The organism is Streptomyces sp. CNH287, from assembly GCF_000424825.1.
In genome coordinates this window covers 764,468-786,972 of the sequence record NZ_KE384251.1, presented here as the reverse complement: position 1 = coordinate 786,972, position 22,505 = coordinate 764,468, and the positions used below count along the sequence as shown (strand labels likewise).

The 22,505-nt window shown below is 73.2% G+C and carries 20 protein-coding genes, 1 tRNA gene and 1 pseudogene; 13 read left to right on the top strand and 9 right to left on the bottom strand.

Translation table 11 applies throughout. The features are described 5' to 3' along the window. Positions 1–59 precede the first annotated feature (59 nt). Positions 60–980 carry a hypothetical protein gene (locus H299_RS0127385; protein WP_027751020.1) on the top strand — a complete coding sequence of 307 codons (921 nt, stop codon included), beginning with the start codon at positions 60–62 and terminating at the stop codon, positions 978–980. Between the two features lie 48 nt (positions 981–1,028). Here the strand turns inward: H299_RS0127385 and H299_RS0127380 are convergent, their stop codons facing one another. Next, positions 1,029–2,465, bottom strand: a complete 1,437-nt coding sequence (locus H299_RS0127380) for a sensor histidine kinase (protein WP_037760657.1) — start codon at positions 2,463–2,465, stop codon at positions 1,029–1,031. Between the two features lie 234 nt (positions 2,466–2,699). On the opposite strand from H299_RS0127380, the pseudogene H299_RS38710 reads away from it, so the two are divergent. The 8 genes and pseudogenes from H299_RS38710 to H299_RS36585 all read left to right on the top strand — a co-directional run. Beyond that, positions 2,700–3,196 (top strand): annotated as a pseudogene (locus tag H299_RS38710) (hypothetical protein); the annotation flags it as partial. A 38-nt stretch (positions 3,197–3,234) separates the two neighbouring features. After that, positions 3,235–3,306 (top strand) — tRNA-Gln (locus H299_RS0127370). Positions 3,307–3,423: 117 nt separating this feature from the next. Continuing rightward, positions 3,424–4,920, top strand: coding sequence for a bifunctional UDP-N-acetylglucosamine diphosphorylase/glucosamine-1-phosphate N-acetyltransferase GlmU (gene glmU, locus H299_RS0127365; RefSeq protein WP_027751018.1), 1,497 nt, complete (start codon positions 3,424–3,426; stop codon positions 4,918–4,920). Positions 4,921–5,005: 85 nt separating this feature from the next. After that, positions 5,006–5,983, top strand: a complete 978-nt coding sequence (locus H299_RS0127360; protein ID WP_027751017.1) for a ribose-phosphate diphosphokinase — start codon at positions 5,006–5,008, stop codon at positions 5,981–5,983. A 242-nt stretch (positions 5,984–6,225) separates the two neighbouring features. Next, positions 6,226–6,825, top strand: a complete 600-nt coding sequence (locus H299_RS0127355; protein ID WP_027751016.1) for a 50S ribosomal protein L25/general stress protein Ctc — start codon at positions 6,226–6,228, stop codon at positions 6,823–6,825. A gap of 172 nt (positions 6,826–6,997) precedes the next feature. Beyond that, positions 6,998–7,609: an aminoacyl-tRNA hydrolase gene (pth, locus tag H299_RS0127350; protein ID WP_037760650.1), complete on the top strand. Its 612-nt coding sequence runs from the start codon at positions 6,998–7,000 to the stop codon at positions 7,607–7,609. A gap of 77 nt (positions 7,610–7,686) precedes the next feature. Further along, complete coding sequence (locus H299_RS0127345; RefSeq protein WP_027751014.1) at positions 7,687–8,196, top strand: hypothetical protein; 510 nt, start codon at positions 7,687–7,689, stop codon at positions 8,194–8,196. A 259-nt stretch (positions 8,197–8,455) separates the two neighbouring features. After that, complete coding sequence (locus tag H299_RS36585; RefSeq protein WP_037761020.1) at positions 8,456–9,271, top strand: hypothetical protein; 816 nt, start codon at positions 8,456–8,458, stop codon at positions 9,269–9,271. 86 nt (positions 9,272–9,357) lie between these two features. On the opposite strand, the gene ppc is transcribed toward H299_RS36585, so the two are convergent. Further along, positions 9,358–12,138 carry a phosphoenolpyruvate carboxylase gene (ppc, locus tag H299_RS0127335; RefSeq protein WP_027751013.1) on the bottom strand — a complete coding sequence of 927 codons (2,781 nt, stop codon included), beginning with the start codon at positions 12,136–12,138 and terminating at the stop codon, positions 9,358–9,360. 241 nt (positions 12,139–12,379) lie between these two features. Between ppc and H299_RS0127330 the strand changes: the two genes are divergently transcribed. The 3 genes from H299_RS0127330 to H299_RS0127320 all read left to right on the top strand — a co-directional run bounded on the left by H299_RS0127330 (position 12,380) and on the right by H299_RS0127320 (position 14,459). Continuing rightward, on the top strand, positions 12,380–13,378 hold the full coding sequence (locus H299_RS0127330) for a fatty acid desaturase (RefSeq protein ID WP_027751012.1): 999 nt from the start codon (positions 12,380–12,382) through the stop codon (positions 13,376–13,378). Further along, the gene (locus H299_RS36580) at positions 13,375–14,082 is read left to right on the top strand and encodes a TetR family transcriptional regulator (RefSeq protein WP_486587443.1); all 708 of its coding nucleotides are present in this window, start codon (positions 13,375–13,377) and stop codon (positions 14,080–14,082) included. The genes H299_RS0127330 and H299_RS36580 overlap by 4 nt, the downstream gene beginning before the upstream one ends. 122 nt (positions 14,083–14,204) lie before the next feature. Then, positions 14,205–14,459: a hypothetical protein gene (locus H299_RS0127320; protein ID WP_027751011.1), complete on the top strand. Its 255-nt coding sequence runs from the start codon at positions 14,205–14,207 to the stop codon at positions 14,457–14,459. Between the two features lie 288 nt (positions 14,460–14,747). Here the strand turns inward: H299_RS0127320 and H299_RS0127315 are convergent, their stop codons facing one another. Further along, positions 14,748–15,104 carry a VOC family protein gene (locus tag H299_RS0127315; RefSeq protein WP_027751010.1) on the bottom strand — a complete coding sequence of 119 codons (357 nt, stop codon included), beginning with the start codon at positions 15,102–15,104 and terminating at the stop codon, positions 14,748–14,750. A gap of 43 nt (positions 15,105–15,147) precedes the next feature. Next, positions 15,148–16,023: a methyltransferase domain-containing protein gene (locus tag H299_RS0127310; protein WP_027751009.1), complete on the bottom strand. Its 876-nt coding sequence runs from the start codon at positions 16,021–16,023 to the stop codon at positions 15,148–15,150. Between the two features lie 72 nt (positions 16,024–16,095). On the opposite strand from H299_RS0127310, the gene H299_RS0127305 reads away from it, so the two are divergent. Beyond that, positions 16,096–16,590, top strand: a complete 495-nt coding sequence (locus H299_RS0127305) for a MarR family transcriptional regulator (RefSeq protein ID WP_027751008.1) — start codon at positions 16,096–16,098, stop codon at positions 16,588–16,590. 34 nt (positions 16,591–16,624) lie between these two features. On the opposite strand, the gene H299_RS0127300 is transcribed toward H299_RS0127305, so the two are convergent. The 5 genes from H299_RS0127300 to H299_RS0127280 form a co-directional block, all read right to left on the bottom strand. After that, positions 16,625–17,497 (bottom strand): response regulator transcription factor, encoded by an 873-nt coding sequence (locus H299_RS0127300; RefSeq protein WP_027751007.1) that lies wholly within the window; start codon positions 17,495–17,497, stop codon positions 16,625–16,627. Between the two features lie 673 nt (positions 17,498–18,170). Further along, a complete protein-coding gene (gene galK / locus H299_RS0127295) occupies positions 18,171–19,361 on the bottom strand; it encodes a galactokinase (protein WP_027751006.1) in 1,191 nt (396 codons plus the stop codon). Next, positions 19,358–20,398: a UDP-glucose 4-epimerase GalE gene (galE, locus tag H299_RS0127290; RefSeq protein WP_486587442.1), complete on the bottom strand. Its 1,041-nt coding sequence runs from the start codon at positions 20,396–20,398 to the stop codon at positions 19,358–19,360. Before galE ends, galK begins: the two co-directional genes overlap by 4 nt. Continuing rightward, positions 20,395–21,525, bottom strand: a complete 1,131-nt coding sequence (gene galT, locus H299_RS0127285; RefSeq protein WP_027751004.1) for a galactose-1-phosphate uridylyltransferase — start codon at positions 21,523–21,525, stop codon at positions 20,395–20,397. Before galT ends, galE begins: the two co-directional genes overlap by 4 nt. A 231-nt stretch (positions 21,526–21,756) precedes the next feature. Then, complete coding sequence (locus H299_RS0127280) at positions 21,757–22,443, bottom strand: LuxR C-terminal-related transcriptional regulator (protein WP_027751003.1); 687 nt, start codon at positions 22,441–22,443, stop codon at positions 21,757–21,759. Positions 22,444–22,505: the final 62 nt, after the last annotated feature.

The following is a 22,505-nucleotide window of genomic DNA, read 5'->3' as shown; positions in this document are numbered from 1 at the left end:
CGGGGAGGAAGCGGCGGCGCGCCTAGCCGTCATCTGCGTTGCCGAGTGAAGGGGCTCACATGAGTTCGTCGTCGCCGCACGGCTTCGTCGTCGTACGCCGCGGCTACCGCCCCGGCCAGGTCGACGGCCATGTCACCGACCTGACCGAGGAGCGCGACACCGCACAACGGCACGCCGACCGGCTCGCGGAGGAGGCCGACGAGGCCGCCGCGGAGGCGGAGCGGCTGACCGCCCTCGCGGCCGGTCTGCCCCCGCAGACCTACGAGGTTCTCGGTGCCCGTGCACAGAGCCTGCTCACCGTCGCCGAGGCCGAAGCCGCCGACCTGCGCGCCGGGGCCGAGGCGGACGCCGGGCAGACCGCCGAGCGGGCCCGGGCGGAGGCCGCCGCCCGCACCGACGCCGCGCGCACGCGCGCACAGCGCGTACGGGACGAGGCCGAGGTCACCGCCACCCGCACCGAGCAGGCCGCGCAGTCCCGCGCCGCCGACCTGCGCGCCGAGGCCGAGGCCGAAGCGGAATCCCTCCGGACGGCGGCCTCCGCGGCCCTGGAGGAGATGCGGCAGCGCTGTGCCGATCTGCTCTCCGGCCAGGAGAAGCAGCAGGCGCACGAGTCCGAGGCCCTCGGCCACGAACTGGCCGAGTGCGAGGGCGAGGTCGACGCACGCGTCGCCGGGCTGGAGGCGCACGCACAGCAGGTGCTGACCGAGGCCCGCCGCGGCTTCGCGGACGCGGAGGAGGCGGCCCGGTACCAACTGGAGGACGCCGAGGCGCAGGCCACCGCGATCCTCACCGAGGCTCGCGCGCGCGAGGAGCGCGTCCAGCGCGAAACGGAACGCGTGCTGAGCGGTCACGCGGAGCGCGGACAGGAGCTGCGCCAGCACATGACGCACGTCCGCAACAGCCTCGCGGCGCTGACCGGGCGGGGGCCTGACACGGCCGTCCCCGCACTGCCCGAACAGGCCGGACGCGACGACGCCTGACCGCTCCGGAGCCCGGCCGCCCGGCCCGGCCGCCTCCCCGCTACCGGATCACCGGCCGCCCTCGCCCGGGATGACCGCCGAGACCCGGAACCCTCCGGCGTCCGTCGGCCCGGACACGAACACCCCGCCCAGCGTGGTGACCCGCTCCCGCATGCCCAGCAGCCCGTTCCCCCCGCTCGGCAGCCGCGCGTCGGCCACGCCTTCGGCGGGCGGCTCGTTCTCCACCTGGAGCGCGACCTCGCCCTCCCGGTGCGCCAGCCGGACGCGCGTACGGGCGCCCGCCGCGTGCTTGTGCACGTTGGTCAGCGCCTCCTGCACGACCCGGAACGCCGTCTGCTCCACCCGCGCCTCGTAACCCCGGCTGCTGCCCTCCACCGACAGTTCGACGGCCATGCCGGCCTCCCGCGACTGCCCGACCAGCACGTCCAGCTCGCCGAGCGTCGGCCCGGCAGCGGCGGCGCCGGGTGCCGGCCCCGCGCCCCCGTCCGTACGGGGGGCGCCGCCGCGGGCGCCCGGCGCATCGCCCTCGGCCGCCGCCGCGGCGAAGGCGGCGAGCGGCGCCGGTGCCGGCGACGCGTCGCCCTGCTGCGGGGACCGCGGCACGGACGGCGCGGCCGGAGGCGCTCCGGCCGTGTCGACCGTCCGCAGCACGCCGAGCATCGTGCGCAGCTCCGTCAGAGCCTGCCTCCCCATGTCCCCCACCAGCGCCGCGTTCCTCGACGCCTTCTCGGGGTCCTTCAGGGCCACCGCCTGCAACGCCGCCGCGTGCACCACCATCAGGCTCACCCGGTGCGCCACCACGTCGTGCATCTCGCGGGCGATCCGCGTCCGCTCCTCGTTGCGCGCCCACTCGGCGCGCTCCTCCGCCCGGTCCGCGAGGAGCGACAGCTCCCGCTCCAGCCCGTCCGCCCGCTCCCGCAGGCTCTCCACCAGCCGCCGCCGGGCACCCACGTACAGCCCCGCCAGTACGGGCGGCAGGGCGACCCCGAGCGACATCAGCGCCGAGATCAGCGGGATGAACCACGTCGGCGGGTCGAAGTCCGGCTCCTGGCCGATGCTCTGGTGCATCCGTATCCAGGTGATGATGATCCCGCCCACCACCTGCATGCCGCCCAGCAGCGTGATGACGCGGCGCGGCACCTCCGTGGCGGCCAGGGTATAGAGGCCGCCCACTCCCAGCAGCATGCCCATCTCGGCCGGGGTGACGGCGATGGCCACCAGCACCACGACGACCGGCCAGCGCCGCCGCAGCACGAGCACCGAGCCGACGAGGACCCCGAACACGACGGCGAGCCCGACCGGCACCCCCGTGTTGTTCGCGAACCTGACCCCCTCGAACGCGCACTCGCCGGCCGACACCACCGCCAGCGACACGTCCAGCACACAGCTGCGCCTTCGCTCCCACCACCACGGGCCGCCCTCGCCCGGTTCCCGCACGACCCCGCCCTGCCCCCGGGCTCGAGCGACTTCCCCCGTCTCGGTCATACGGACCAGCCTACGACCGCCCGCCACCGGTTTCCCGGTCGCGGGCGAACCGGACTGCTGCACGGGCGAAACGGACTGCTAGGCGAAACGGCGGCGTACAGGAAGTCCGAGGAGCCCTTCCACTCGAACTGTTGAATCGATCGCACTTTCGCCCCCGACCGCCGCACGCACGACGACACTGTCACTACGAGTGACACACCTCCCACCCGAAGCCCCTGTGCCCGCCCACACCCGCGAGGCGGCGACGGCACGGGCAGTCTGCGCGAAGAGGAGCGCCGACGGACCAGGCGCAGCGCCACCGAAGAGATCGGACACCTGACGGACCGCGAGCTGTTCCTGATCGGCGTGGGCCTGTACTGGGCCGAAGGCTCCAAGAGCAAGCCGCACCGGCCCAGCGAGCGCGTCACCTTCACCAACAGCGACCCTGACATGATCGGCCTCTATCTCGCCTGGCTCGACCTGCTGGGGGTCGACAGGGCCACCCTCCGCTTCGCCTTCAACATCCACGAGTCCGCCGACGTGACCGGCGCGGAGCACTACTGGGCCTCCCATGTCGGCATTGACGCGTCGCAACTCCAGAAGACCAGTCTGAAGAAGCACAACCCCAGGACGGTGAGGAAGAACGTGGGGGCGGACTACCGGGGGGTCTCGTGGTCCGCGTCCTGCAAAGCGCTGATCTATACCGTCGCATTGAGGGCTGGTGGTGCGGCATAGTAGGAGCCGCACAGTGATCGGGTCGACTGGGTGTCCGTTTCGATCCGCTTTACTATCCCCTGTGGTGTAATCGGCAACACTATCGTTTTTGGTGCGATCGTTCCAGGTTCGAGTCCTGGCGGGGGAGCAGACAGCAGCTCGCGTCCCGGCGTTCGCCGCCGGGACGGGCCTGGCCCCCCGGCTTCGGTGACGCCCCGGTATCCTGCGGGTGTCCACCCCCCGTCCGAAGCCGAAGGGCACACCCGTGAGCGCCAATCGCCCGGCCGCCGTCGTCGTTCTCGCCGCGGGTGAGGGCACCCGTATGAAGTCCGCGACCCCCAAGGTCCTGCACGAGATCTGCGGGCACTCGCTCCTCGGGCATGTGGTCGGCTCCGCTCGCACCCTCGATCCCGAGCACCTCGTGGTGGTCGTCGGGCACGCGCGGGAGCGGGTCGCCGCCCATCTCGCCGAGACCGCCGAGGGCGTGCGGACGGCCGTGCAGCACGAGCAGCTGGGGACGGGGCACGCGGTGCGGATGGCCCTGGAGGCCCTGCTCGGCGGCGCGGACGGCCACGCCCCGGCGACCTTGGCCGGCACGGTCATCGTGACCTGCGGCGACACCCCGCTGCTGACGGGCGACACGCTCCGCGCGCTGGCCGCCGCGCACGCGGCCGACGGCAACGCCGTCACCGTGCTCTCCGCCGAGGTGCCCGACTCCACGGGCTACGGGCGCATCGTCCGCGACGCCGCCGACGGCGCGGTCACCACGATCGTCGAGCACAAGGAGGCGACGGAGGCGCAGCGGGAGATCCGGGAGATCAACTCCGGGGTGTTCGCCTTCGACGCCGCGCTGCTCGTCGACGCGCTGGGCAAGGTGCGCACCGACAACAGCCAGGGCGAGGAGTACCTGACCGACGTGCTCGGCATCGTCCGGGCGGACGGGCACCGGGTCGGGGCGGCGCTGGCGGACGACCACCGGGAGATCCTGGGCATCAACAACCGCGTGCAGCTCGCCGAGGCGCGGCGCCTGCTCAACGAACGGCTGCTGGAGCGGGCGATGCTGGCGGGCGTGACGGTGGTCGACCCGGCGTCGACCTGGGTGGACGCGTCGGTGACCCTCGAGCCGGACGCCGTGCTGCTGCCGGGCACCCAGCTGCTGGGGGCCTCGCATGTCGCCGCGTTCGCCGAGGTGGGCCCGCACTCCCGGCTGACGGACACGGTGGTGGGCGAGGGCGCGAGCGTCAGCAACACCGTGGCGGTCGGTGCCCGGATCGGCGCGGGCGCGTCGGTGGGCCCGTTCACCTACCTGCGGCCGGGCACGGACCTGGGCGGCAGGGTGAAGGCGGGCAGCTTCGTCGAGATGAAGAACGCGACGCTGGGCGAGGGCACGAAGGTGCCGCATCTGTCGTACGTCGGGGACGCCTCGATCGGTGAGCAGAGCAACATCGGGGCGGCGAGCGTGTTCGTGAACTACGACGGGGTGAACAAGCACCGCACGACGATCGGCTCACACTGCCGTACAGGCGCGGACAACATGTTTGTGGCTCCCGTCACGGTCGGGGACGGCGCCTACACGGCGGCGGGTTCGGTCATCACCAAGGACGTGCCCGCCGGTTCGCTCGCCGTCGCGCGCGGCCAACAGCGCAACATCGCGGGCTGGGTGGCGCGCAAGCGGCCCGGCAGCGCGGCGGCCCAGGCCGCCGCCCAGAGCGAACCGGAAGCGGCCGGGCAAGGCTCCGCGGAGCCGGAGGAGCGCCAGTGAGCAGTGTGCTGGGTGCGCGACGCCTCCGGGCGGGGTTTACGGTTAAGGAGCACCCACGCGAAGCGGAACGCAAGGAGACTGTGCTGTGACCGGGATCAAGACGACCGGCGAGAAGAAATTGATGCTCTTCTCCGGCCGCGCTCACCCCGAACTGGCGGAGGAGGTCGCGGAGCAGCTGGGCATCGGAGTGGTTCCGACGAAAGCCTTCGATTTCGCCAACGGCGAGATCTATGTTCGCTTCCAGGAGTCGGCGCGTGGCGCCGACTCCTTTTTGATGCAGAGCCACACGGCTCCGATCAACAAGTGGATCATGGAGCAGTTGATCATGATCGACGCACTGAAGCGGGCGTCGGCACGGAGCATCACCGTGATCGTGCCCAGCTACGGCTATGCGCGGCAGGACAAGAAACACCGCGGGCGGGAGCCGATCTCGGCCCGGCTGGTGGCCGACCTGCTGAAGACCGCGGGCGCGGACCGCATCCTCACCGTCGACCTGCACACCGACCAGATCCAGGGCTTTTTCGACGGCCCGGTCGATCACCTCTCGGCGCTTCCGGTGCTGGCGGACTACGTGGGCACGAAGGTGGACCGGTCCAAGCTGACGGTGGTCTCGCCGGACGCGGGCCGGGTGCGGGTGGCCGACCGCTGGTGCGACCGGCTGGGCGCGCCGCTGGCGATCGTGCACAAGCGGCGGGACAAGGACGTCGCGAACCAGGTGACGGTGCACGAGGTCGTGGGCGACGTCGCGGGCCGTGTGTGCGTGCTGGTGGACGACATGGTCGACACGGGCGGCACGATCTGCGCGGCGGCCGACGCGCTCTTCGCGCACGGTGCGGAGGACGTGATCGTGACGGCGACGCACGGCATCCTCTCGGGTCCGGCGCCGGACCGGCTGAAGAACTCGAAGGTCAGCGAGTTCGTGTTCACCAACACGCTGCCGACCCCGGGCGAGCTGGACCTGGACAAGATCACGGTGCTGTCCATGGCGCCGACGATCGCGCGGGCCGTCCGGGAGGTCTTCGAGGACGGTTCGGTGACGAGCCTCTTCGAGGAGCAGTCTTGAGAAGCCGGGTGTCCCGGCTGCGAGTAACCGTTTCTTCTTGATCGATTTCCCGGCGGCATCCCTCGTTGAGTAGACTCGTGAAGTTGCTCGGCGAGGGAGGCCGCGCCACCCGCGATCCAGGTGATCGGCGGCGTGCGCACGGCGTATCCGTTATCGACGCGCTCTTCGTGGCAGACCCTGGTGGGTCGTCGTGGGCCGGGTGACCGCCCGATGATCCAGTTTCCATGACGAGGAGCGCCACCATGGCCGATGTCAATCTCACCGCCACCGTCCGCAGCGAGTTCGGCAAGGGTGCGGCCCGTCGGCTGCGCCGCCAGGAGCTGGTGCCCGCGGTCATCTACGGCCACGGCGCCGACCCGGTCCACGTCACGCTGCCCAGCTACGACCTGATGATGGCCCTGAAGACCTCCAACGTCCTGATCAACCTGGACGTCGAGGGCCGCAAGGAGCTGGTCATCCCCAAGGCCGTCCAGCGCGAGGCGATCCGCGGCTTCCTGGTCCACATCGACCTGCTCACCGTGAAGAAGGGCGAGAAGGTCAACGTCGACATCCCGATCCACACCGAGGGCGAGCTGGCCCCGGGCCAGAACCTCCTGGAGCACGTGCTCAACTCGCTGCCGGTCGAGGCCGAGGCGACGCACATCCCGGAGTCGGTGACCGTCTCCATCGAGGGCCTGGCCCCCGGCGACTCGGTGCTGGCCAAGGACATCAAGCTGCCCGCCGGTACGACGCTGGCCGTCGACGGCGACGACGTCGTCATCCAGGTGCTGGCCGCGCAGGCCGAGGAGCCGACCGAGGGTGCGGAGACCGAGGCCGAGGCCTCGGGCGTCACCACCGACTAGTACGCGCCGGACCGGCGCGGGCCCCGCTGCGGGACCGCCGCCGGTCCGCGCCGGTCACCGCTTCTGCGCCCGCCGCAGACGCCTCCCCCATCAGTCACGTCTCCACGATCGCCGCCCCGTGCCGCACGCGCGGGGCGGCGGTCGTGTCCGATCCGCCGCCGGAGGGCCCCAGATGACGACCAACGCCAGTGCGAGCGATGCCACCACGGCCCCGTGGCTGATCGCGGGCCTCGGCAATCCGGGGGCGCAGTACGCCGGGAACCGGCACAACGTCGGCTTCATGGTGGCCGACCTGCTCGCGTCCCGGATCGGCGGCTCGTTCAAGGCGCACCGGGCGCGGGCCCAGGTGCTGGAGGGCAGGCTCGGTGTACCGGGTGTCTCCGGCCACCGGGTGATCCTGGCCAAGCCGATGTCGTTCATGAACGTCTCGGGCGGGCCGGTCACGGCGCTGCGGGACTTCTACAAGCTGCCGGTGGAGCGGATCATCGCGGTGCACGACGAGCTGGACATCGACTACGGGGCACTGCGGCTGAAGCTGGGCGGCGGTGACAACGGCCACAACGGGCTGAAGTCGATCACCAAGGCGCTCGGCCCGGACTACCACCGGGTGCGCTTCGGGGTCGGCCGCCCGCCGGGCCGGATGGCGGTCGCCGACTACGTGCTGCGGGACTTCGGCACGGCGGAGCGCAAGGAGTTGGACTACTTCGTGGACCGGGCCGCCGACGCGGTGGAGTCGCTGGTGCTGGACGGGCTGGAGCGGGCGCAGGGCACGTACAACTCCTGACGTCACGCCGTCCGGGCCCGCGGGGGCTGCCGTGCGGAGGTTGACCGGAGCGGGTCGCATGACGAATTATCGCGGCCATGTCATCCAGCGTCATGAAGCGCAGCGCCCTCCGCCGGGCCGGCGAGAGCGCGTTCGGGATGCTGCTGCTGGTGAAGACGGGCACGATGGCGCTGCTGGCCTTGCTGCTGGTGGTCGCGGGGGTGTGGTCCTCGTGGGCGACCGCGGAGCCCGCGATGTTCTCGTCGGCCCGCGAGCGTGGCACGCTCGTCGTGGAGAGCTGCTCCGACGACACCTGCCGCGGCGCGTTCACCCCGTCCGGCGGCGCCGAGGACCCGCCGGAGCGGGTCGCGCTGGGGCAGGTGAGCGCGCCGGACGCCGGGGAGGGGGTGCCGGTGGCGCTCCGTCCCGGCACGGACGAGGTGGTGCGCACGGGCGCGGCCGGGGTGCTCTACGCCTGGCTGCCGCTGGCGGGCGCACTGCTGCTGGCAGCCCTGGTGGTGGCGGGCGGTCTGCGGCTGCGGCGGACGGCGTGGGCGATGGGCCTGCTGGGCGCCGGGATCATGGGCGCGGCGTTCCTGCTGCTGTGACGGCTCACGCGCGGGGCGTACGACGGCTCGCGTGACCGTTCGTGTGGCGGTTGCGCCCGGTGTGGCGCGAGTGGCGCGGCCTGGGGCTGTCACAGCATCGTTATCCTGCCGTTTTGGCGCGAGGCCGCATCAATACGACGATTGCTGACAATGCCACCTTGACCGACCGCACCGAGCGCTATGAAGCTTTGCCCGTCACTTCTTCACTTCTTCGTCGCAGTTTTCAACACTCTTTCCAGTACCCGAAGTTGGTATGTCCATGCGCGTACTCCCCACGGTTTCGGCGCTGGCGGTCACCGCGGCTGCTGCCCCACTGCTGCTCGCCACGAGCGCGCACGCGGCACCCGGCCGCACCGGTGGCATGGTGACGGTCCACGACGCGGCGACGGGGCGGCTGGCGGGTCCGGGCGGTCCCGAGGTGTGCACCTTCGTCCTGGACGCGGCGGGCTTCGCCCGCGGCCAGCGACTGGCCTGGAGCATCGTCGAGCGGGACGGGGGCGGCGGCAGCGGCACCGTCGCCGAGACGGGCACGCTGGTGCTGGACGGCGAAGGGGCGGGCCGTACCGGCAAGCTGTCCCTGGCGGACGGCGGCTACCAACTGGTGTGGAAGGACAGCGGGGAGGGCGGCGGGGGTCAGCGCACGTTCTTCGGCGTCGACTGCGCGGCGGAGGACCGGGACGGCGGTGCGGGCGGCACCGGGGGCGAGGATTCCGCTTCGCCGTCCGCCCCGGCCTCCCCCGCGGAGTCCGCGCCGTCCGCATCCACCTCACCGACGCCGGACGGCGCAGACCCGGAGGGCACTGGCTCGGAGGGCACTGGCCCGGACGGTGCTGATCCGGACGGCGCCGCGCCCGCCCCCGCGCGGTCCGCGACCCCCTCCGGTGACCCCTCGACCGACGCGCCCTCGCCGCCCGGCGACGCGAGCGGCGAGGGCGGCGACGGCGATCTCGCCGAGTCCGGTGCCGGAGCCCCCGTCGGCGCCCTGGTCACCGCCGCGGCGTGCCTGCTCGGCGCCGGCACCTACCTGGTGCTGCGCCGCCGCAGCGACCGCGCCGCCCACGCCCGGCGCGGCTGAGAGCTTGTCGGACCGCCTCTGACCAGCAGATCGGGACAGCCCGACGACCTCTGAGCCGCCGGCCGGGGTGCGCGGCGCGCCGCCGGTCAGCCGGTGTTCCGCAGCCCCGCCGCGACTCCGTTGACCGTCAGCAGCAGGGCGCGGCCCAGCAGCTGATCGGGCTCCTCGCCCCGCTTGGCCGCTTCGCGCTGCCGGTGCAGCAGGGTGACCTGGAGGTAGGAGATCGGGTCGAGGTAGGCGTCGCGGATCTGGAAGGTCTGGCGCAGCACCGGGTTGGCGTCCAGCAGTTCCGCGCCGCCGGTGATGCGCAGCACCTCGCTGACAGTGAGCGCGTGCTCGGCCTCGATGGTGGCGAAGACGTGCTTCAACTCCTCGGGCACCAGGGTGTCCACGTAGTGCCGGGCGATCCGCAGGTCCGTCTTGGCCAGCGTCATCTCGACGTTGGAGAGGAAGTTGCGGAAGAAGTGCCAGTGCTCGAACGCCTCGTCCAGCACGGAGTCGAGCCCGGCCTCGCGGGCGGCCTTGAGCCCTGAGCCGACGCCGTACCAGCCGGGCACGATCTGCCGGGACTGGGTCCAGCCGAAGACCCACGGGATGGCCCGCAGCCCGTCCAGCCCGGCACCGGTGTCGGGGCGCCGCGAGGGCCGGGAGCCCAGGTGCAGGTCGGCGAGCTGGTCGACGGGGGTGGAGGCGAAGAAGTACGCGGGCAGGTCCGGGTCCTCGACCAGCTCGCGGTAGGCGCCGTGCGCCGCGTCGGAGACCCGGTCCATGGCGGCGTCCCAGCGGGCGAGCGCCTCGTCGGACTGGCGGGGGGCGGTGTGCAGCGCCGAGGCCTGGAGGGTGGCCGCGACGGTCAGCTCCAGGTTCTCCCGGGCGAGCGAGGGCACGAGGTACTTGTCGGAGATGACCTCGCCCTGCTCGGTGACCTTGATCTCGCCCTCCAGGGTGCCCCAGGGCTGGGCGAGGATGGCGTCGTGGGTGGGGCCGCCGCCCCGGCCGACGGTGCCGCCGCGGCCGTGGAAGAGGCGCAGCCGTACGCCGTGCCGGTGGGCGACGTCGCGCAGCCGGCGCTGGGCGCGGTGGATCTCCCACTGGGAGGTGGTGATGCCGCCGAACTTCGAGGAGTCGGAGTAGCCGAGCATGACCTCCTGGCGGTCGCCCCGCAGGGCGACGAGCCGCCGGTAGGAGGGGTCGGAGAGCATCGCGTCGAGCAGCTCGTCGGCGATCTTCAGCTCGTCGGTGGTCTCCAGCAGCGGCACGATGCCGATCCGGGCCCAGCCGGCGTGCAGGTCGATCAGCCCGGCCTCGCGGGCCAGCACGGCGGCGGCGAACACGTCGTCGGCGCCCGCGCACATGGAGATGATGTACGACTCGATGACCTCGGGCCCGAAGGTGTCCAGCGCCTTGCGGACGGTCTCGAAGACGCCGAGCGTACGGGCGCCCGCCTCGTCCAGCGGGGCCGGGGCGGGGGCGAGCGGGCGGCGCGAGCGCAGCTCCTTGGCGAGCAGCTTCTGCCGGTACTCGCGGGGCATGTCGAGGTAGCGCCAGGACTCCTCGCCGAGCCGGTCGAAGAGCTGGCCGAGCGCGTGGTGGTGGGCGTCCGCGTGCTCGCGTACGTCCAGGGTGGCGAGCTGGAGGCCGAAGGCGGCCACCGTGCGCAGCACCCGCTCCAGGCGGCCGTCGGCGACGAGGCCGCCGCGGTGCTCACGCAGCGAGGTCTGGAGGAGTGTCAGGTCCGCGAGGAGTTCGCCGGTGCCCAGGTAGTCGCGGCCGTCCGCGTGCGGGGCGTGGGCGGCCAGGCGCTCGCGGGTGTTGAGCAGCTTCTGCTGGATGCAGGTGGCCTTGAGCCGGTAGGGCTCCTCGGCGTTGAGCCGCTTGTAGCGGGGGCTGATCTCGGGCAGCCGCTCCAGGTCGCGGTCGAGGGAGTCCAGCAGTTCCTGCGTGGCGCCGCTGTTGCGGATGGAGTTGGAGAGGGCGCCGCGCAGCTCGTCGACGTGTTCGAGGGCGTCGGTGATGCCGTGCTCGTGCTGGAGGAGGAGGACGTCCCAGGTGACCTGCGGGGTGACGTTGGGGTTGCCGTCCCGGTCGCCTCCGATCCAGGTGCCGAAGGTGAGCGGCCGGGTGCCCGCGGGCAGCGGGGCGCCGGCGCGGTCCAGTTCGGCCGCGAGGTCCTCCAGGACGTCGCCGACGGCTCCGCGGTGCAGCTCGTCCAGGTAGTAGACGGCGTTGCGCGCCTCGTCGGCGGGCTCGGGCCGGGCGACGCGCAGCTCGTCGGTCTGCCAGACGAGATCGATGTTCTCGGCGAGCCGCAGGTCGGTGCGGCGGCGCTCGGTGGCGTCGGTGCTCTCCAGCAGCTCGGCGATCTTGCGCAGCTTGGTGAGCACGGAGCGGCGCGCGGCCTCGGTGGGGTGCGCGGTGAAGACGGGGCGCACGTTCAGGTGGCGGGCGGTCTGGGCGAGGTGCGCGGGGTCCGCGTCCTTGAGCATGTCGGCGGTGCGGGCGAGGATGCCGCCCTCGGCCGCGCGGCGGGCACCCAGCTCGTGGCCGCGGTGTACCTGCTCGGTGACGTTGGCCAGGTGGAAATAGGTCGAGAAGGCGCGCACGAGCTTGGTCGCCGTCTCCAGGTCCGTACGGGCCAGGAGCGCGGCGGCGGCCGGGCCGTCGCTGCGGGTCAGCGCCCGTACGCGCTCGACCAGGTCGAGCAGTTCGGAGCCCTCCTGGCGGACGAGGGTCTCGCCCAGGAGGTCGCCGAGGCGGCGGATGTCGGCGCGCAGTGCGGAATTCGCGGCGATCTCGGACTGGGGGTCGGTCTCGGACCGGCTGTGGGTCTCCGACTGGCTGTGGGTCTGTGGGTCGGCACTGCTCACAGTTGCGGCTCCTTGCAGCTTCTGGCTTCCGGTGGTGCTTCCGGCAGATCACGGACCGCGCTGTCCGACGGACCCCAGGATAGGTCGGCGGCGTTCACCGCGGGGATGGCGTCCAGGTGATGAGCATGGAGCGGCTGGGTACACACCGTCTGGCCCCGTTGTCAGGGACTGCCATACTTACGGCACCGTAGGTTACGGTCCCATAACGTCATCCCCGCCCCCGGACCGATAAGGCTCGACTATGACATCCAGCCCAGAGCTGCTCGAACCAGACAAAGGCACCTCTCAGGCGAAAGACTCCGGCGGCTCCCGGCTGCCCTCCGCCACGCTCGGCGGCGAGAAGCGCGGCTCGCTGGAGCAGTACGCGCTGCTGCTGTTCATCGTCGTGCCGTTCCTGGCGCTGGTCGCGGCCGTCCCGCTGGCCTGGGGGTGGGGGGTGAGCTGGCTCGACCTGGGCCTGCTGGTGGCCATGTACTACATCGGCTGCCACGGGATCACGATCGGGTTCCACCGCTACTTCACGCACGGCTCGTTCAAGGCCAAGCGCCCGCTGCGCATCGCGCTCGCCGTGATGGGCTCGCTGGCCGTGGAGGGGCCGCTGGTCAGGTGGGTGGCGGACCACCGCAAGCACCACAAGTTCTCGGACGCCGAAGGCGACCCGCACTCGCCGTGGCGGTACGGCGAGAGCGTCCCGGCCCTGATGAAGGGCCTCTGGTGGGCCCACATGGCATGGATGTTCGACGAGGAGCAGACCCCGCAGCAGAAGTACGCGCCGGATCTGGTCAAGGACCCGGTGCTGCGCGGCATCTCCCGGACGTTCGTGCTGTGGACGGTCGTCTCGCTGGCGATTCCGCCGCTGATCGGCGGCCTGGTCACGATGTCCTGGCAGGGCGCACTGACCGCGTTCTTCTGGGGTTCACTCGTGCGGGTGGCGTTGCTGCACCACGTGACGTGGTCGATCAACTCGATCTGCCACGCGGTCGGCAAGCGCCCGTTCGCCTCGCGGGACCGCTCGGGCAACGTCTGGTGGCTGGCGGTGCTCTCGTGCGGCGAGTCCTGGCACAACCTGCACCACGCCGACCCGACATGCGCACGCCACGGCGTGGAGCGGGGGCAGCTGGACTCCAGCGCGCGCATCATCCGCTGGTTCGAGAAGGCGGGCTGGGCGTACGACGTGCGGTGGCCCCGGCGCGAGCGTATCGACTCCCGCCGCAGGGACCCGGGTGCCGAAGCGGCATGATGGTCCCCGTGCCGACCGACGACCGAGCGAACGCGCCCAGCAAGAAGGACCACTCCTCCCACACCAGCACGCCGCCGGCCGCCCGCCGTGCGCGCCGGCGTATGACGGGCAAGGAACGCAGGGAGCAACTGCTCGACATCGGACGGACGTTGTTCGCGGAACGCGGCTTCGAGGCCACCTCGGTGGAGGAGATCGCGGCCAAGGCCGGTGTCTCCAAGCCCGTCGTCTACGAGCACTTCGGCGGCAAGGAAGGGCTGTACGCGGTGGTCGTGGACCGCGAGATGCGGCAGCTGCTGGACATGGTCACCGGAGCACTCACCGGCGGCCACCCGCGTGAACTGCTCGAACAGGCCGCGTTCGCGCTGCTGGACTACATCGAGCAGTACACCGACGGCTTCCGCATCCTGGTGCGCGACTCCCCCGTGGCCCAGTCCACCGGCACCTTCGCCTCCCTGATCAGCGACATCGCCACCCAGGTCGAGGACATCCTCGGCCGCGAGTTCAAGAACCGCGGCTTCGACCCGAAGCTGTCCCCGCTCTACGCGCAGGCCCTGGTGGGCATGGTCGCGCTGACGGGCCAGTGGTGGCTGAACGCGCGCAAGCCGAAGAAGGCCGAGGTCGCCGCGCACCTGGTGAACCTCGCCTGGCACGGCCTGGACGGCCTGGAGGCCAAGCCCCGGCTGATCGGCCACCGCCGGTCGTAGGGGCACACCGCGCGGGCGCGGTGCGGGCCCCCGCACCCGCGCGGCCCGGGCCCATAGCCGTCGAGCGACCGGGATGCAGCGGAGAGTCACCAGGCTGTTTACGCAGCTGTATATTCCCGACCATGTCGGATGCCATGATCCGCGTCCCCGCCGAGGTACGTGACCGCCTCCTCCAGCTCGCACAGGACCGCGGCTCCACGATCGGTGCCATAGTGCGCGACTACGCCACTTCGACCCCCACCCGTCGCGAGATGGAAGCCAGAGCGGCGGAGACGAAGCAGATTCTGTATGAACTGTCCGGATACGACCCCACTCCGCAGGAGGAGGCGTCCGTAGTCGCCGAGTTGGAGCGACGCATCGCGGACGGCGCCCGGTGACGAGGTGCACTTCGTCTTCGCCCCTCCGCCCTGCTGGCCGCAGGGGCGGGGAATCGTCTGGTGTCCGGGCTCATCCATGAGGCGAGCCGCCGTCCCGAATGGTCGCTCTACGTGCCCTTGTACGCGCTCGTGCAAGCGGACTGGGAACGCAAGGGCATCGCGGAGCACTTCGCGGCCCTCCCGGACGTGGCATTCATCGACCTGGACCTCCCGGGTGCGCTCGCCGTCACCCAGGCAGCACACGGTGGACATCAACACCTGACGAAGCCGATCTGCTTGATCTCGGCGTCATATCTCCTCCTGGAACTCCAGGCGGTTGCCGACCGGATCGCGGGTGTGGAAGCGGCGGTGGCCGGGGAGGGCGTCGTCCCAGCGGGCGTCGGCTCCGGCGGCGGTCAGCCGGGCGGCGAGCGCGGCGAGCCCGGCGACCCGGATGCCGGGGTGGGCCTTGGCGGGCGGGCGGTAGCCCTCCTCGACGCCCAGGTGCAGCGCGACCGCACCGGCGCGGAACCAGCAGCCGCCGCGTACGGCGAGGGCCGGGGGCTTGGGCTCCTCCGTCATACCCAGGACACCCGCGTAGAAGGCCCGCAGCGCGTCCTCCGCGCCGGGCGGAGCCGCGAGCAGGACATGGGCGAACGCCTCGATCGTCCGGACGGCGCGTGTGCTTCCCCGTTCACCGCCTGCCCGTTCACCGCCGCACCGCCACCGCGAAGACCCGGCGGAACGGGAAGAGCGTCCCCGAGGGCCCCCGCGGGTACGCGGTGCGCAGCGCGGCGGCGTACTCCTCCAGGAAGGCATCCCGCGCCTCCGGGTCGTCCGCGAGCCGGGTGAGCACGGGCCGCAGCGTCGTGCCCTTGACCCATTCCAGCACCGGGTCCGGGCCGGGCAGCACATGGGTGTACGTCGTCTCCCACGTGTCGACGGCGCAGCCCAGCGGCGCGAGCACCTCGAAGTACCCGGCGGGATCGAGTACGGCGTCACCCGCCGTCTCCGCGCCCAGGCGGTCGCGCCAGCGCGGCGAACGGCGCAGGGCGCTCAGCAGGGTGTGGCTGGGGGCGGCGAAGTTGCCCGGCACCTGGAAGGCGAGGACCCCGCCGGGGGCGAGCGCCGCCACGTAGGCGGGGAAGGCGGCGGTGTGGCCCGTGAGGCGTCCCTCGCCGCCGGCGGCGGGAATCCAGTGGAAGGCCGCGTTGGAGAAGATCAGGTCGAAGGTGTCGGCGGGGGCGGGCCGCCACGTGGCCAGGTCGGCGTGCGCGAAGTCCAAGGTGCCGCCGCCCGGGGTGGCGCCCGCGTGCGTACGTGCCTCGGCCAGCATCGCGGCGGAGTTGTCGTAGCCGGTGAGGTGCGCGGCGGGCCAGCGCTCGGCCAGCTCGGCGGTGGGGCCGCCCGTGCCGCAGCCCAGGTCGGCGATACGGGGCGCGGCGCCGGAGGCCTCGGCGGGGAGCGCGGGGACCCGGGCCAGCAGTTCGCGGCGCGGACGGGCCCGGTCGTCTGCGTACCGCCCGTACTGCCGCGGGTCCCAGAGGGGGGCGGGCGGGGGGCCGGGGAACGTACCTGAGGTCATGCACACCAGGCTCCTCCGCGAGTATCTTGATGTCAAGAGACTTCACATCGACACAACTACTACACTGATCCCATGGAGGACGAGGTCGACCGACTGGTTGCAGCATGGCGACGCGAGCGCCCGGACCTCGACGTGGAGCCGCTGGAGGTGCTGAGCCGGATCAGCAGGCTCGCACGTCACCTGGACCGGGCCCGGCGGATCGCCTTCGCCGAACACGGCCTGGAGCCGTGGGAGTTCGACGTCCTCACCGCACTGCGCCGCGCGGGGCCGCCGTACCAGCTCTCCCCCGGCCAGTTGCTCACACAGACCCTGGTCACCTCCGGCACCATGACCAACCGGATCGACCGGCTGGCCAAGAAGAGCCTCGTGGAGCGGCTGCCCGACCCCAGCGACCGGCGCGGCGTGCTCGTGCGGCTCACCGCCGAGGGGCGGCACCGCGCGGACAGCACCCTGGCCGGACTGCTCGACCAGGAACGCGCCATCCTCGTCGAGCTGTCGCCCGTACGTCGCAGGGAACTGGCCGGGCTGCTGCGGGAGTTGACCGCGCCGTTCGACAACACGCCGTAGGCCGGACAAGGCACGGCGGGCAGCGGCGGGCGGATCACCCCGGGCCGGCGGTCGCCTCGACGTCGGCCGGGCCGACGCCCGCGCGGCGGGCGAGGGCCACGGCGGCGAGCGTGGAGTGCACGTCCAGCTTGCCCAGGACGTTCTGCATGTGCGTACGCACCGTGTGCGGCGAGAGGTAGAGCCGCTCGGCGACGGCCTTGCGGCCGAGACCGGCGACCATGCAGCGCAGCACCTCGTGCTCGCGCGGGGTGAGGGCCTCGACCAGCCGCTCGCTCTCCGTACGGTGCTTCCTGGCCGCCGTCAGCTCGCGCAGCACGCCGGTCAGCAGCGCGGGCGGCAGATGGGTCTCCCCCTTCAGCACGCCCCTGACGACCTGGAGCAGCCGGGAGAGCGAACTGTCCTTGGCCACCCAGCCGCACGCCCCCGTCTGGAGGGCCGCCGCCGCGCACCGCGCGTCGTCGCGCTCGGCGAGGACGACCGTGCGCAGGGCCGGGTGCTCGGCCCGCACCCGGGCGACCAGGCCGAGGCCGGCGGAGGCCGCGACGCGCGGGCCGGACGCCCCCGGCGGGGCCTGCGGTGCGGTGCGGGCGCCGTCGCGGGCGGGCGGGCGCGCCGCGCCGTTGACCGGACCCGCGCCCGGACCCGGACCCGGGCCCGGAGCAGGCCCCGGACCTTGGGCCTGTGCCGGGCCCGCGCCCGCATCGCCGGTCAGCTCGCAGAGGTCGGCGTCGACCAGCAGCACATCGAAGCAGCGCCCCTCGCCCGCGCCGCGCTCCAGCGCCCGCAGCGCCGCCGAGCCGTGCCCGGCCGCCGCGACCTCGATGTCCTGCTCGGCCGCCAGCGCGGCAGCCAGCGACTCGGCGAATATGCGGTGGTCGTCGACCACCAGGACCCGGATCCGCTGCATGTCACCCCCTGACGGAGGGTGCGCCGTCGGACGGAGCGGTGTCGCGCCCCGGCCGCCGCCGGGCCCTCGCCCCGTCCGGGTGTCGCACCCCGGCTGTCTCGACCCCCTGGCCGCACCGGTTCCTGACCGGTGTGGTGTGTTCAACTCAGCGTAAGGCCGAGGTCCGTCCGCGGAAGGCTATTGGCGAAACTGCCCACCTCTCGCGGGGGCGGGACAGCTCTTGGCCTGGAAATTGCGATGCGGATCGGGACAGAAGCCGACCAGCGGCGCCGGATCAGCCCGCACGGCGCCCGGAAGCGGCAACGCCCGGCTCTCCCCCGTCCCGCGCGCCCCTCCGGGACACTTCGGCGGGCGACGAACAGCCAGTCCGGCTCCAGCGAGTGGACGGGGCTCCGCGCGGTACGGGCTGGGTACCCGGATGAGGGCGCGGGCGCGTGGAGACCCGGGGTTGCCAGGCGCCGGACTTCTGCTGCAAGCCGGGCCACCAGGTGGCCCGCGTCGTGAAGCACCAGGGTCTGTCATGCGGGTCGGGCCGGGGGCGCGGCCCGGTGCGCGGCCTCTCCAGGCGGAAGGGTCGTGCGCCGGGGCACGCGAGCCCGGCATGACCCGGACGACGGACCCCCACCGCCGGGCTGAACGCCACACCACCCCACCGCGCCGCGCCCCGGCGCGTTCACCGCACCCGGTGCGCCCCGCGCGAGGGGACCGCCTCGAAGACGCGCGGGCCGCCGAACCCGGCGGCCGTGAAGGCCGTACGCAGCGCTTCCGCCACCGCGGCGGTCAGCGCGGCGTCCAGCAGGACGACCGCCGAGCCGCCGAAGCCGCCGCCCGTCATCCGGGCGCCCAGCGCGCCCGCCGCGAGCGCCGTGTCCACCGCGAGGTCCAGCTCCGCGCAGGAGACGGCGAAGTCGTCGCGCAACGAGGCGTGTCCGGCGGTGAGCAGCGAGCCGACCCCGCGGACGTCCCCGGACTCCAGCAGCCGGACAGTGTCGGCCACCCGGCGGTTCTCGGTGAGCACATGCCGCACCAGCTCCGGCACCCCGGGCCGCCCGCCCTCCCCCGCGACGCCGTCGGCGGCACCCGCCCGCAGGCGTCCCAGCGCGCCGTCCAGTTCCTCGTACGGCACGTCGCGCAGGGCGCGTACGCCCAGCAGCCGCGCGCCCTCCTCGCAGCCCGCGCGCCGCTCGGCGTACGCGCCGTCGGCCAGTTCGTGCCGCACCCGGGTGTCCACGACCAGCAGCGTGAGCCCGTGCTCCGCGAGGTCGAACGGGATCTGGCGGCGGCCGAGGTCCCGGGTGTCCAGGAAGAGCACGTGCCCCTCGGTGCAGCAGGCCGACGCCATCTGGTCCATGATCCCGCAGGGGACGCCGACGAAGTCGTTCTCCGCCCGCCGGCACAGCAGGGCCAGCTCCGCCGCCTCCGGTCCGCCGGACCCGCCCGGTCCGCCCGGACCCCCGTGCAGTTCGCTCAGCGCCAGCGCGGTGGCGACCTCCAGCGCCGCCGAGGAGGAGAGCCCGGCGCCCGTGGGCACCGTGCTCTCGACGTGCAGGTCCGCGCCGCCGGCCGGGGCGCCCGCCGCGCGCAGCGCCCAGGCCACCCCGGCGGGGTACGCGGCCCAGCCAGTGGCGTCTGCGGGGGACAGCGTGTCGGTCCGCAGCTGGACCACCCGGCCCGGCGAGGCGGCCGAGTGCAGCCGCAGCACCGCGTCGTCGCGGCGGGCGGCGTGCACGCGGGTGGTGTGCGGGAGGGCCAGCGGCAGCACGAACCCGTCGTTGTAGTCGGTGTGTTCGCCGATGAGGTTGGCCCGGCCGGGCGCGGCCCACACGCCGTCCGGGGCGTACCCGTAGACCTCGCGGAAGCTCATACGGGGGCCGAGGCCGCCGTTCGCCGCGCGAAGGCCCACGCGTCCGCCACGATCACCGGCAGTTCCGCCCGGGAGGGGCGCCAGCCCAGCCGGGTGCGCGCCCGGTCGGCGGCGGCGACGAGTACGGCGGGGTCGCCGTCGCGGCGCGGCGCGGCGCTCTCCGGCACGGCGTGTCCGGTCACCTCGCGGACGGTCTCGACGACCTGGCGGACGGAGAAGCCGTTGCCGTTGCCGAGGTTGCAGATCAGGTGCTCACCGGCGACGGCGGCGTCCAGGGCCAGCAGGTGCGCCTCGGCGAGGTCGGAGACGTGGATGTAGTCGCGCACGCAGGTGCCGTCGGGGGTCGGGTAGTCGTCGCCGTAGACGGAGATCGACTCGCGGCGGCCCTGGGCGACCTGGAGCACCAGCGGGATGAGGTGGGTCTCGGGGTCGTGCCGCTCGCCGTACGCCGCGCCGTCGGCGGCGAAGTGGGCGCCCGCGACGTTGAAGTAGCGCAGCGAGACGGCGGCCAAGCCGTGCGCCCGGCACTCGCCGGAGATCATCTGGTCGACGGCGAGCTTGGTGGCGCCGTACGGGTTGGTCGGCGCGGTCGGGTCGTCCTCGGTGATCGGGCTGCGGACGGGCTCGCCGTAGGTGGCGGCGGTCGAGGAGAAGACGAGGCGGCGCACGCCCGCGTCGCGCAGGGCGGCCAGGAGTTCGATGGTGCCGCCGACGTTGTTGCGCCAGTACTTGTCCGGGTCCGCGACCGACTCGCCGACCTGGGAGCAGGCGGCGAAGTGCAGCACCCCGTCGAACGCGGGGGCGCCGGACGCGCCGGGGCGCAGCCAGCGGGCCGCGTCCTGGACCCGGCCCTCGATGAACTCCGCCCCGGCGGGCACACCTTCGCGGAAGCCGGTGGAGAGGTCGTCCAGCACGGTGACCCGGTGCCCGGCCTCCAGCAGGTGCGCGGCGACGACGCTGCCGACGTACCCCGCGCCGCCCGTCACCAGGTAGTGGCGGGCGGGGGCGGGGGTCTCGTTCTGGATGTGTGCGGTCACGCGCTCGCTACCTCTCGCAGTCGCTGCGCCGCGGCCTCCGGCGGCACATCGTTGATGAACACGTTCATGCCGGATTCGGAACCCGCGAGGAACTTCAGCTTGCCGGAAGCGCGGCGGATGGTGAAAAGCTCGAGGTGGAGCGCGAAGTCGGCGCGGGACGGCGCCGCGCCGGGTGCCTGGTGCCAGCCCGCGACGTACGGGGTGGGCGGCTCGCCGGGCCCGAAGACCCGGTCGAGGCGGCGCAGCAGCTCCAGGTAGATCCCGGCGAACTCCGCCCGCGCCGCCTCGTGGAGCGAGGGCAGGTCCGGCACCCGGCGCAGCGGATAGAGGTGCACCTCGTACGGCCAGCGCGCGGCGTGCGGCACGAACGCGGCCCAGTGCGCGCCCGTGAGGACGACGCGGGAGCCGTCGGCCAGTTCGGCGGCGAGCACGTCGTCGAAGAGGTTACGCCCGCCGGTGCGCTGCCGGTGCCCCTCGACGGAGCGCAGCACGCGGGCGGTGTGCGGGGTGGTGAAGGGGTAGGCGTAGATCTGGCCGTGCGGGTGGCCGAGGGTGACGCCGATCTCGGGGCCCCGGTTCTCGAAGCAGTAGACCTCCTGCACGCCGGGCAGCCGGGCCAGCCGCGCCGTGCGGTCCGTCCAGGCGTCCAGGACGAGCCGGGCCCGCGGCTCGGTGAGGTCCGCGAAGGAGGCGTCGTGGTCGGCGGTGAAGCAGACGACCTCGCAGCGGCCCGCGCCGGGGCGGTGGGCGAAGAGGCCGTACGGCCCGTCGGCGCGGGTGGCGCCGGGCGGGCCGGTGAAGGAGGGGAAGCGGTTCTCGAAGACGGCGACCTCGTACTCCGCCTCGGGGATCTCGGTGTGCCGCCCGCCGCGGGACGGGCACAGGGGGCAGGCGTCCGCGGGCGGGTGGTAGGTGCGGTCCTGCCGGTGGGCGGTGACGGCCGTCCACTCGGCGAGCAGCGGGTCGAAGCGGATCTCGGAGGCGGCGGCCCCGGCTTCGGCGGTCCCGGCTGCCGCGGCCCGCGGGGTGAGCGGGCGCGCGTCGGCGGCCTCGCGTACGGCGTCGTCACGGCTGTCGTAGTAGACGATCTCGCGGCCGTCCGCCAGCAGGGCCGAAGTCTTCTTCACCAGGCTTCCTCCCGCAGCACCCGTACAGAACTGAACGCAAACAATCACAAGTCAACATCAGGATCAAGCGTGCCCGCCTGGGCCGCCCTGTTCGGGCGATCTTTGCGGATCGGCCCGCAGGGGGCACCTCGCCGTGCGCCCGCCGTGGAGTGCGCGACCGGCTTCAAGGGGCAACCCGCATGACGGGCGCTCACCCCGCCGCAGCGCTCGCAGCGCCCGCGGCGCCCCGGCTCACTCCCGTTCGCGTACGGGCGACGCCCCCGCCCGCTCCAGCAGCCCCGTACGCGCGGCCAGTGCCGCCGCCTCCAGCCGCGAGCCGACTCCGAGCTTCATCAGCACCCGCTGCACGTGCGTACGCGCCGTGCTCGGCGCGATCCGCATGCCGACGGCGATCAGCCGGGTGTCCTCCCCCTCGGCCACCCGTACCAGGACCTCCACCTCGCGCGGGGTGAGCATCTGCAACAGCCGCTTGCCCTCGTCGTCCGGCTCCGCTGCCGGGTTGAGCAGTTCGGCGAACGCGTCCCGCAGCAGCTGCGGCCCCACGGCGACGTCACCGGCCCGCGCCTTGATCATGGCGCGCTCGACGCCCTCGATCCGCTCGTCGTGCCGCACGTAGCCGGAAGCGCCCGCCGCGAAGGCCGCCGCGATGCCGCGCGGGCTGGGCACCGGGCCCAGCACCAGCACCGCTATCTGCGGCTTCTCCCGTTTGATCCGCACCACCGGGTCGAAGATGCCGGGCTCGGCGGGCGTCGCGGTGCCCAGCAGGCACACCTCCGGCGCCCTGCTCACCACCAGGTCCGCCGCACCGGCGCTGGGCGCGGCGGCGGCCAGCACCCGGTGTCCGCGTAGTTTCAACGCCGAGGCCAGCGCCTCGGCGAGCAGCCGGTGATCGTCGACCACCATGAGCCGCACGCTCATCGAGCCCCGCCCCCCATCCCCCGCCCCGGACACGACCGTCCCGCCCGTGAGGACTGCCCCCA

Excerpts from the sequence above, each read along its gene's own strand:
- H299_RS36580 (WP_486587443.1), top strand. The coding sequence starts at position 13,375 with ATGATGGTCCCCGTGCCGACCGACGACCGAGCGAACGCGCCCAGCAAG.
- H299_RS0127320 (WP_027751011.1), top strand. The coding sequence starts at position 14,205 with ATGTCGGATGCCATGATCCGCGTCCCCGCCGAGGTACGTGACCGCCTC.
- H299_RS0127355 (WP_027751016.1), top strand. The coding sequence starts at position 6,226 with ATGGCCGATGTCAATCTCACCGCCACCGTCCGCAGCGAGTTCGGCAAG.
- H299_RS0127380 (WP_037760657.1), bottom strand. The coding sequence starts at position 2,465 with ATGACCGAGACGGGGGAAGTCGCTCGAGCCCGGGGGCAGGGCGGGGTC.
- H299_RS0127330 (WP_027751012.1), top strand. The coding sequence starts at position 12,380 with ATGACATCCAGCCCAGAGCTGCTCGAACCAGACAAAGGCACCTCTCAG.
- H299_RS0127310 (WP_027751009.1), bottom strand. The coding sequence starts at position 16,023 with ATGACCTCAGGTACGTTCCCCGGCCCCCCGCCCGCCCCCCTCTGGGAC.
- H299_RS0127345 (WP_027751014.1), top strand. The coding sequence starts at position 7,687 with ATGTCATCCAGCGTCATGAAGCGCAGCGCCCTCCGCCGGGCCGGCGAG.
- pth (WP_037760650.1), top strand. The coding sequence starts at position 6,998 with ATGACGACCAACGCCAGTGCGAGCGATGCCACCACGGCCCCGTGGCTG.
- H299_RS36585 (WP_037761020.1), top strand. The coding sequence starts at position 8,456 with ATGCGCGTACTCCCCACGGTTTCGGCGCTGGCGGTCACCGCGGCTGCT.
- galK (WP_027751006.1), bottom strand. The coding sequence starts at position 19,361 with ATGAGCTTCCGCGAGGTCTACGGGTACGCCCCGGACGGCGTGTGGGCC.
- H299_RS0127305 (WP_027751008.1), top strand. The coding sequence starts at position 16,096 with ATGGAGGACGAGGTCGACCGACTGGTTGCAGCATGGCGACGCGAGCGC.
- H299_RS0127300 (WP_027751007.1), bottom strand. The coding sequence starts at position 17,497 with ATGCAGCGGATCCGGGTCCTGGTGGTCGACGACCACCGCATATTCGCC.
- H299_RS0127385 (WP_027751020.1), top strand. The coding sequence starts at position 60 with ATGAGTTCGTCGTCGCCGCACGGCTTCGTCGTCGTACGCCGCGGCTAC.
- H299_RS0127280 (WP_027751003.1), bottom strand. The coding sequence starts at position 22,443 with ATGAGCGTGCGGCTCATGGTGGTCGACGATCACCGGCTGCTCGCCGAG.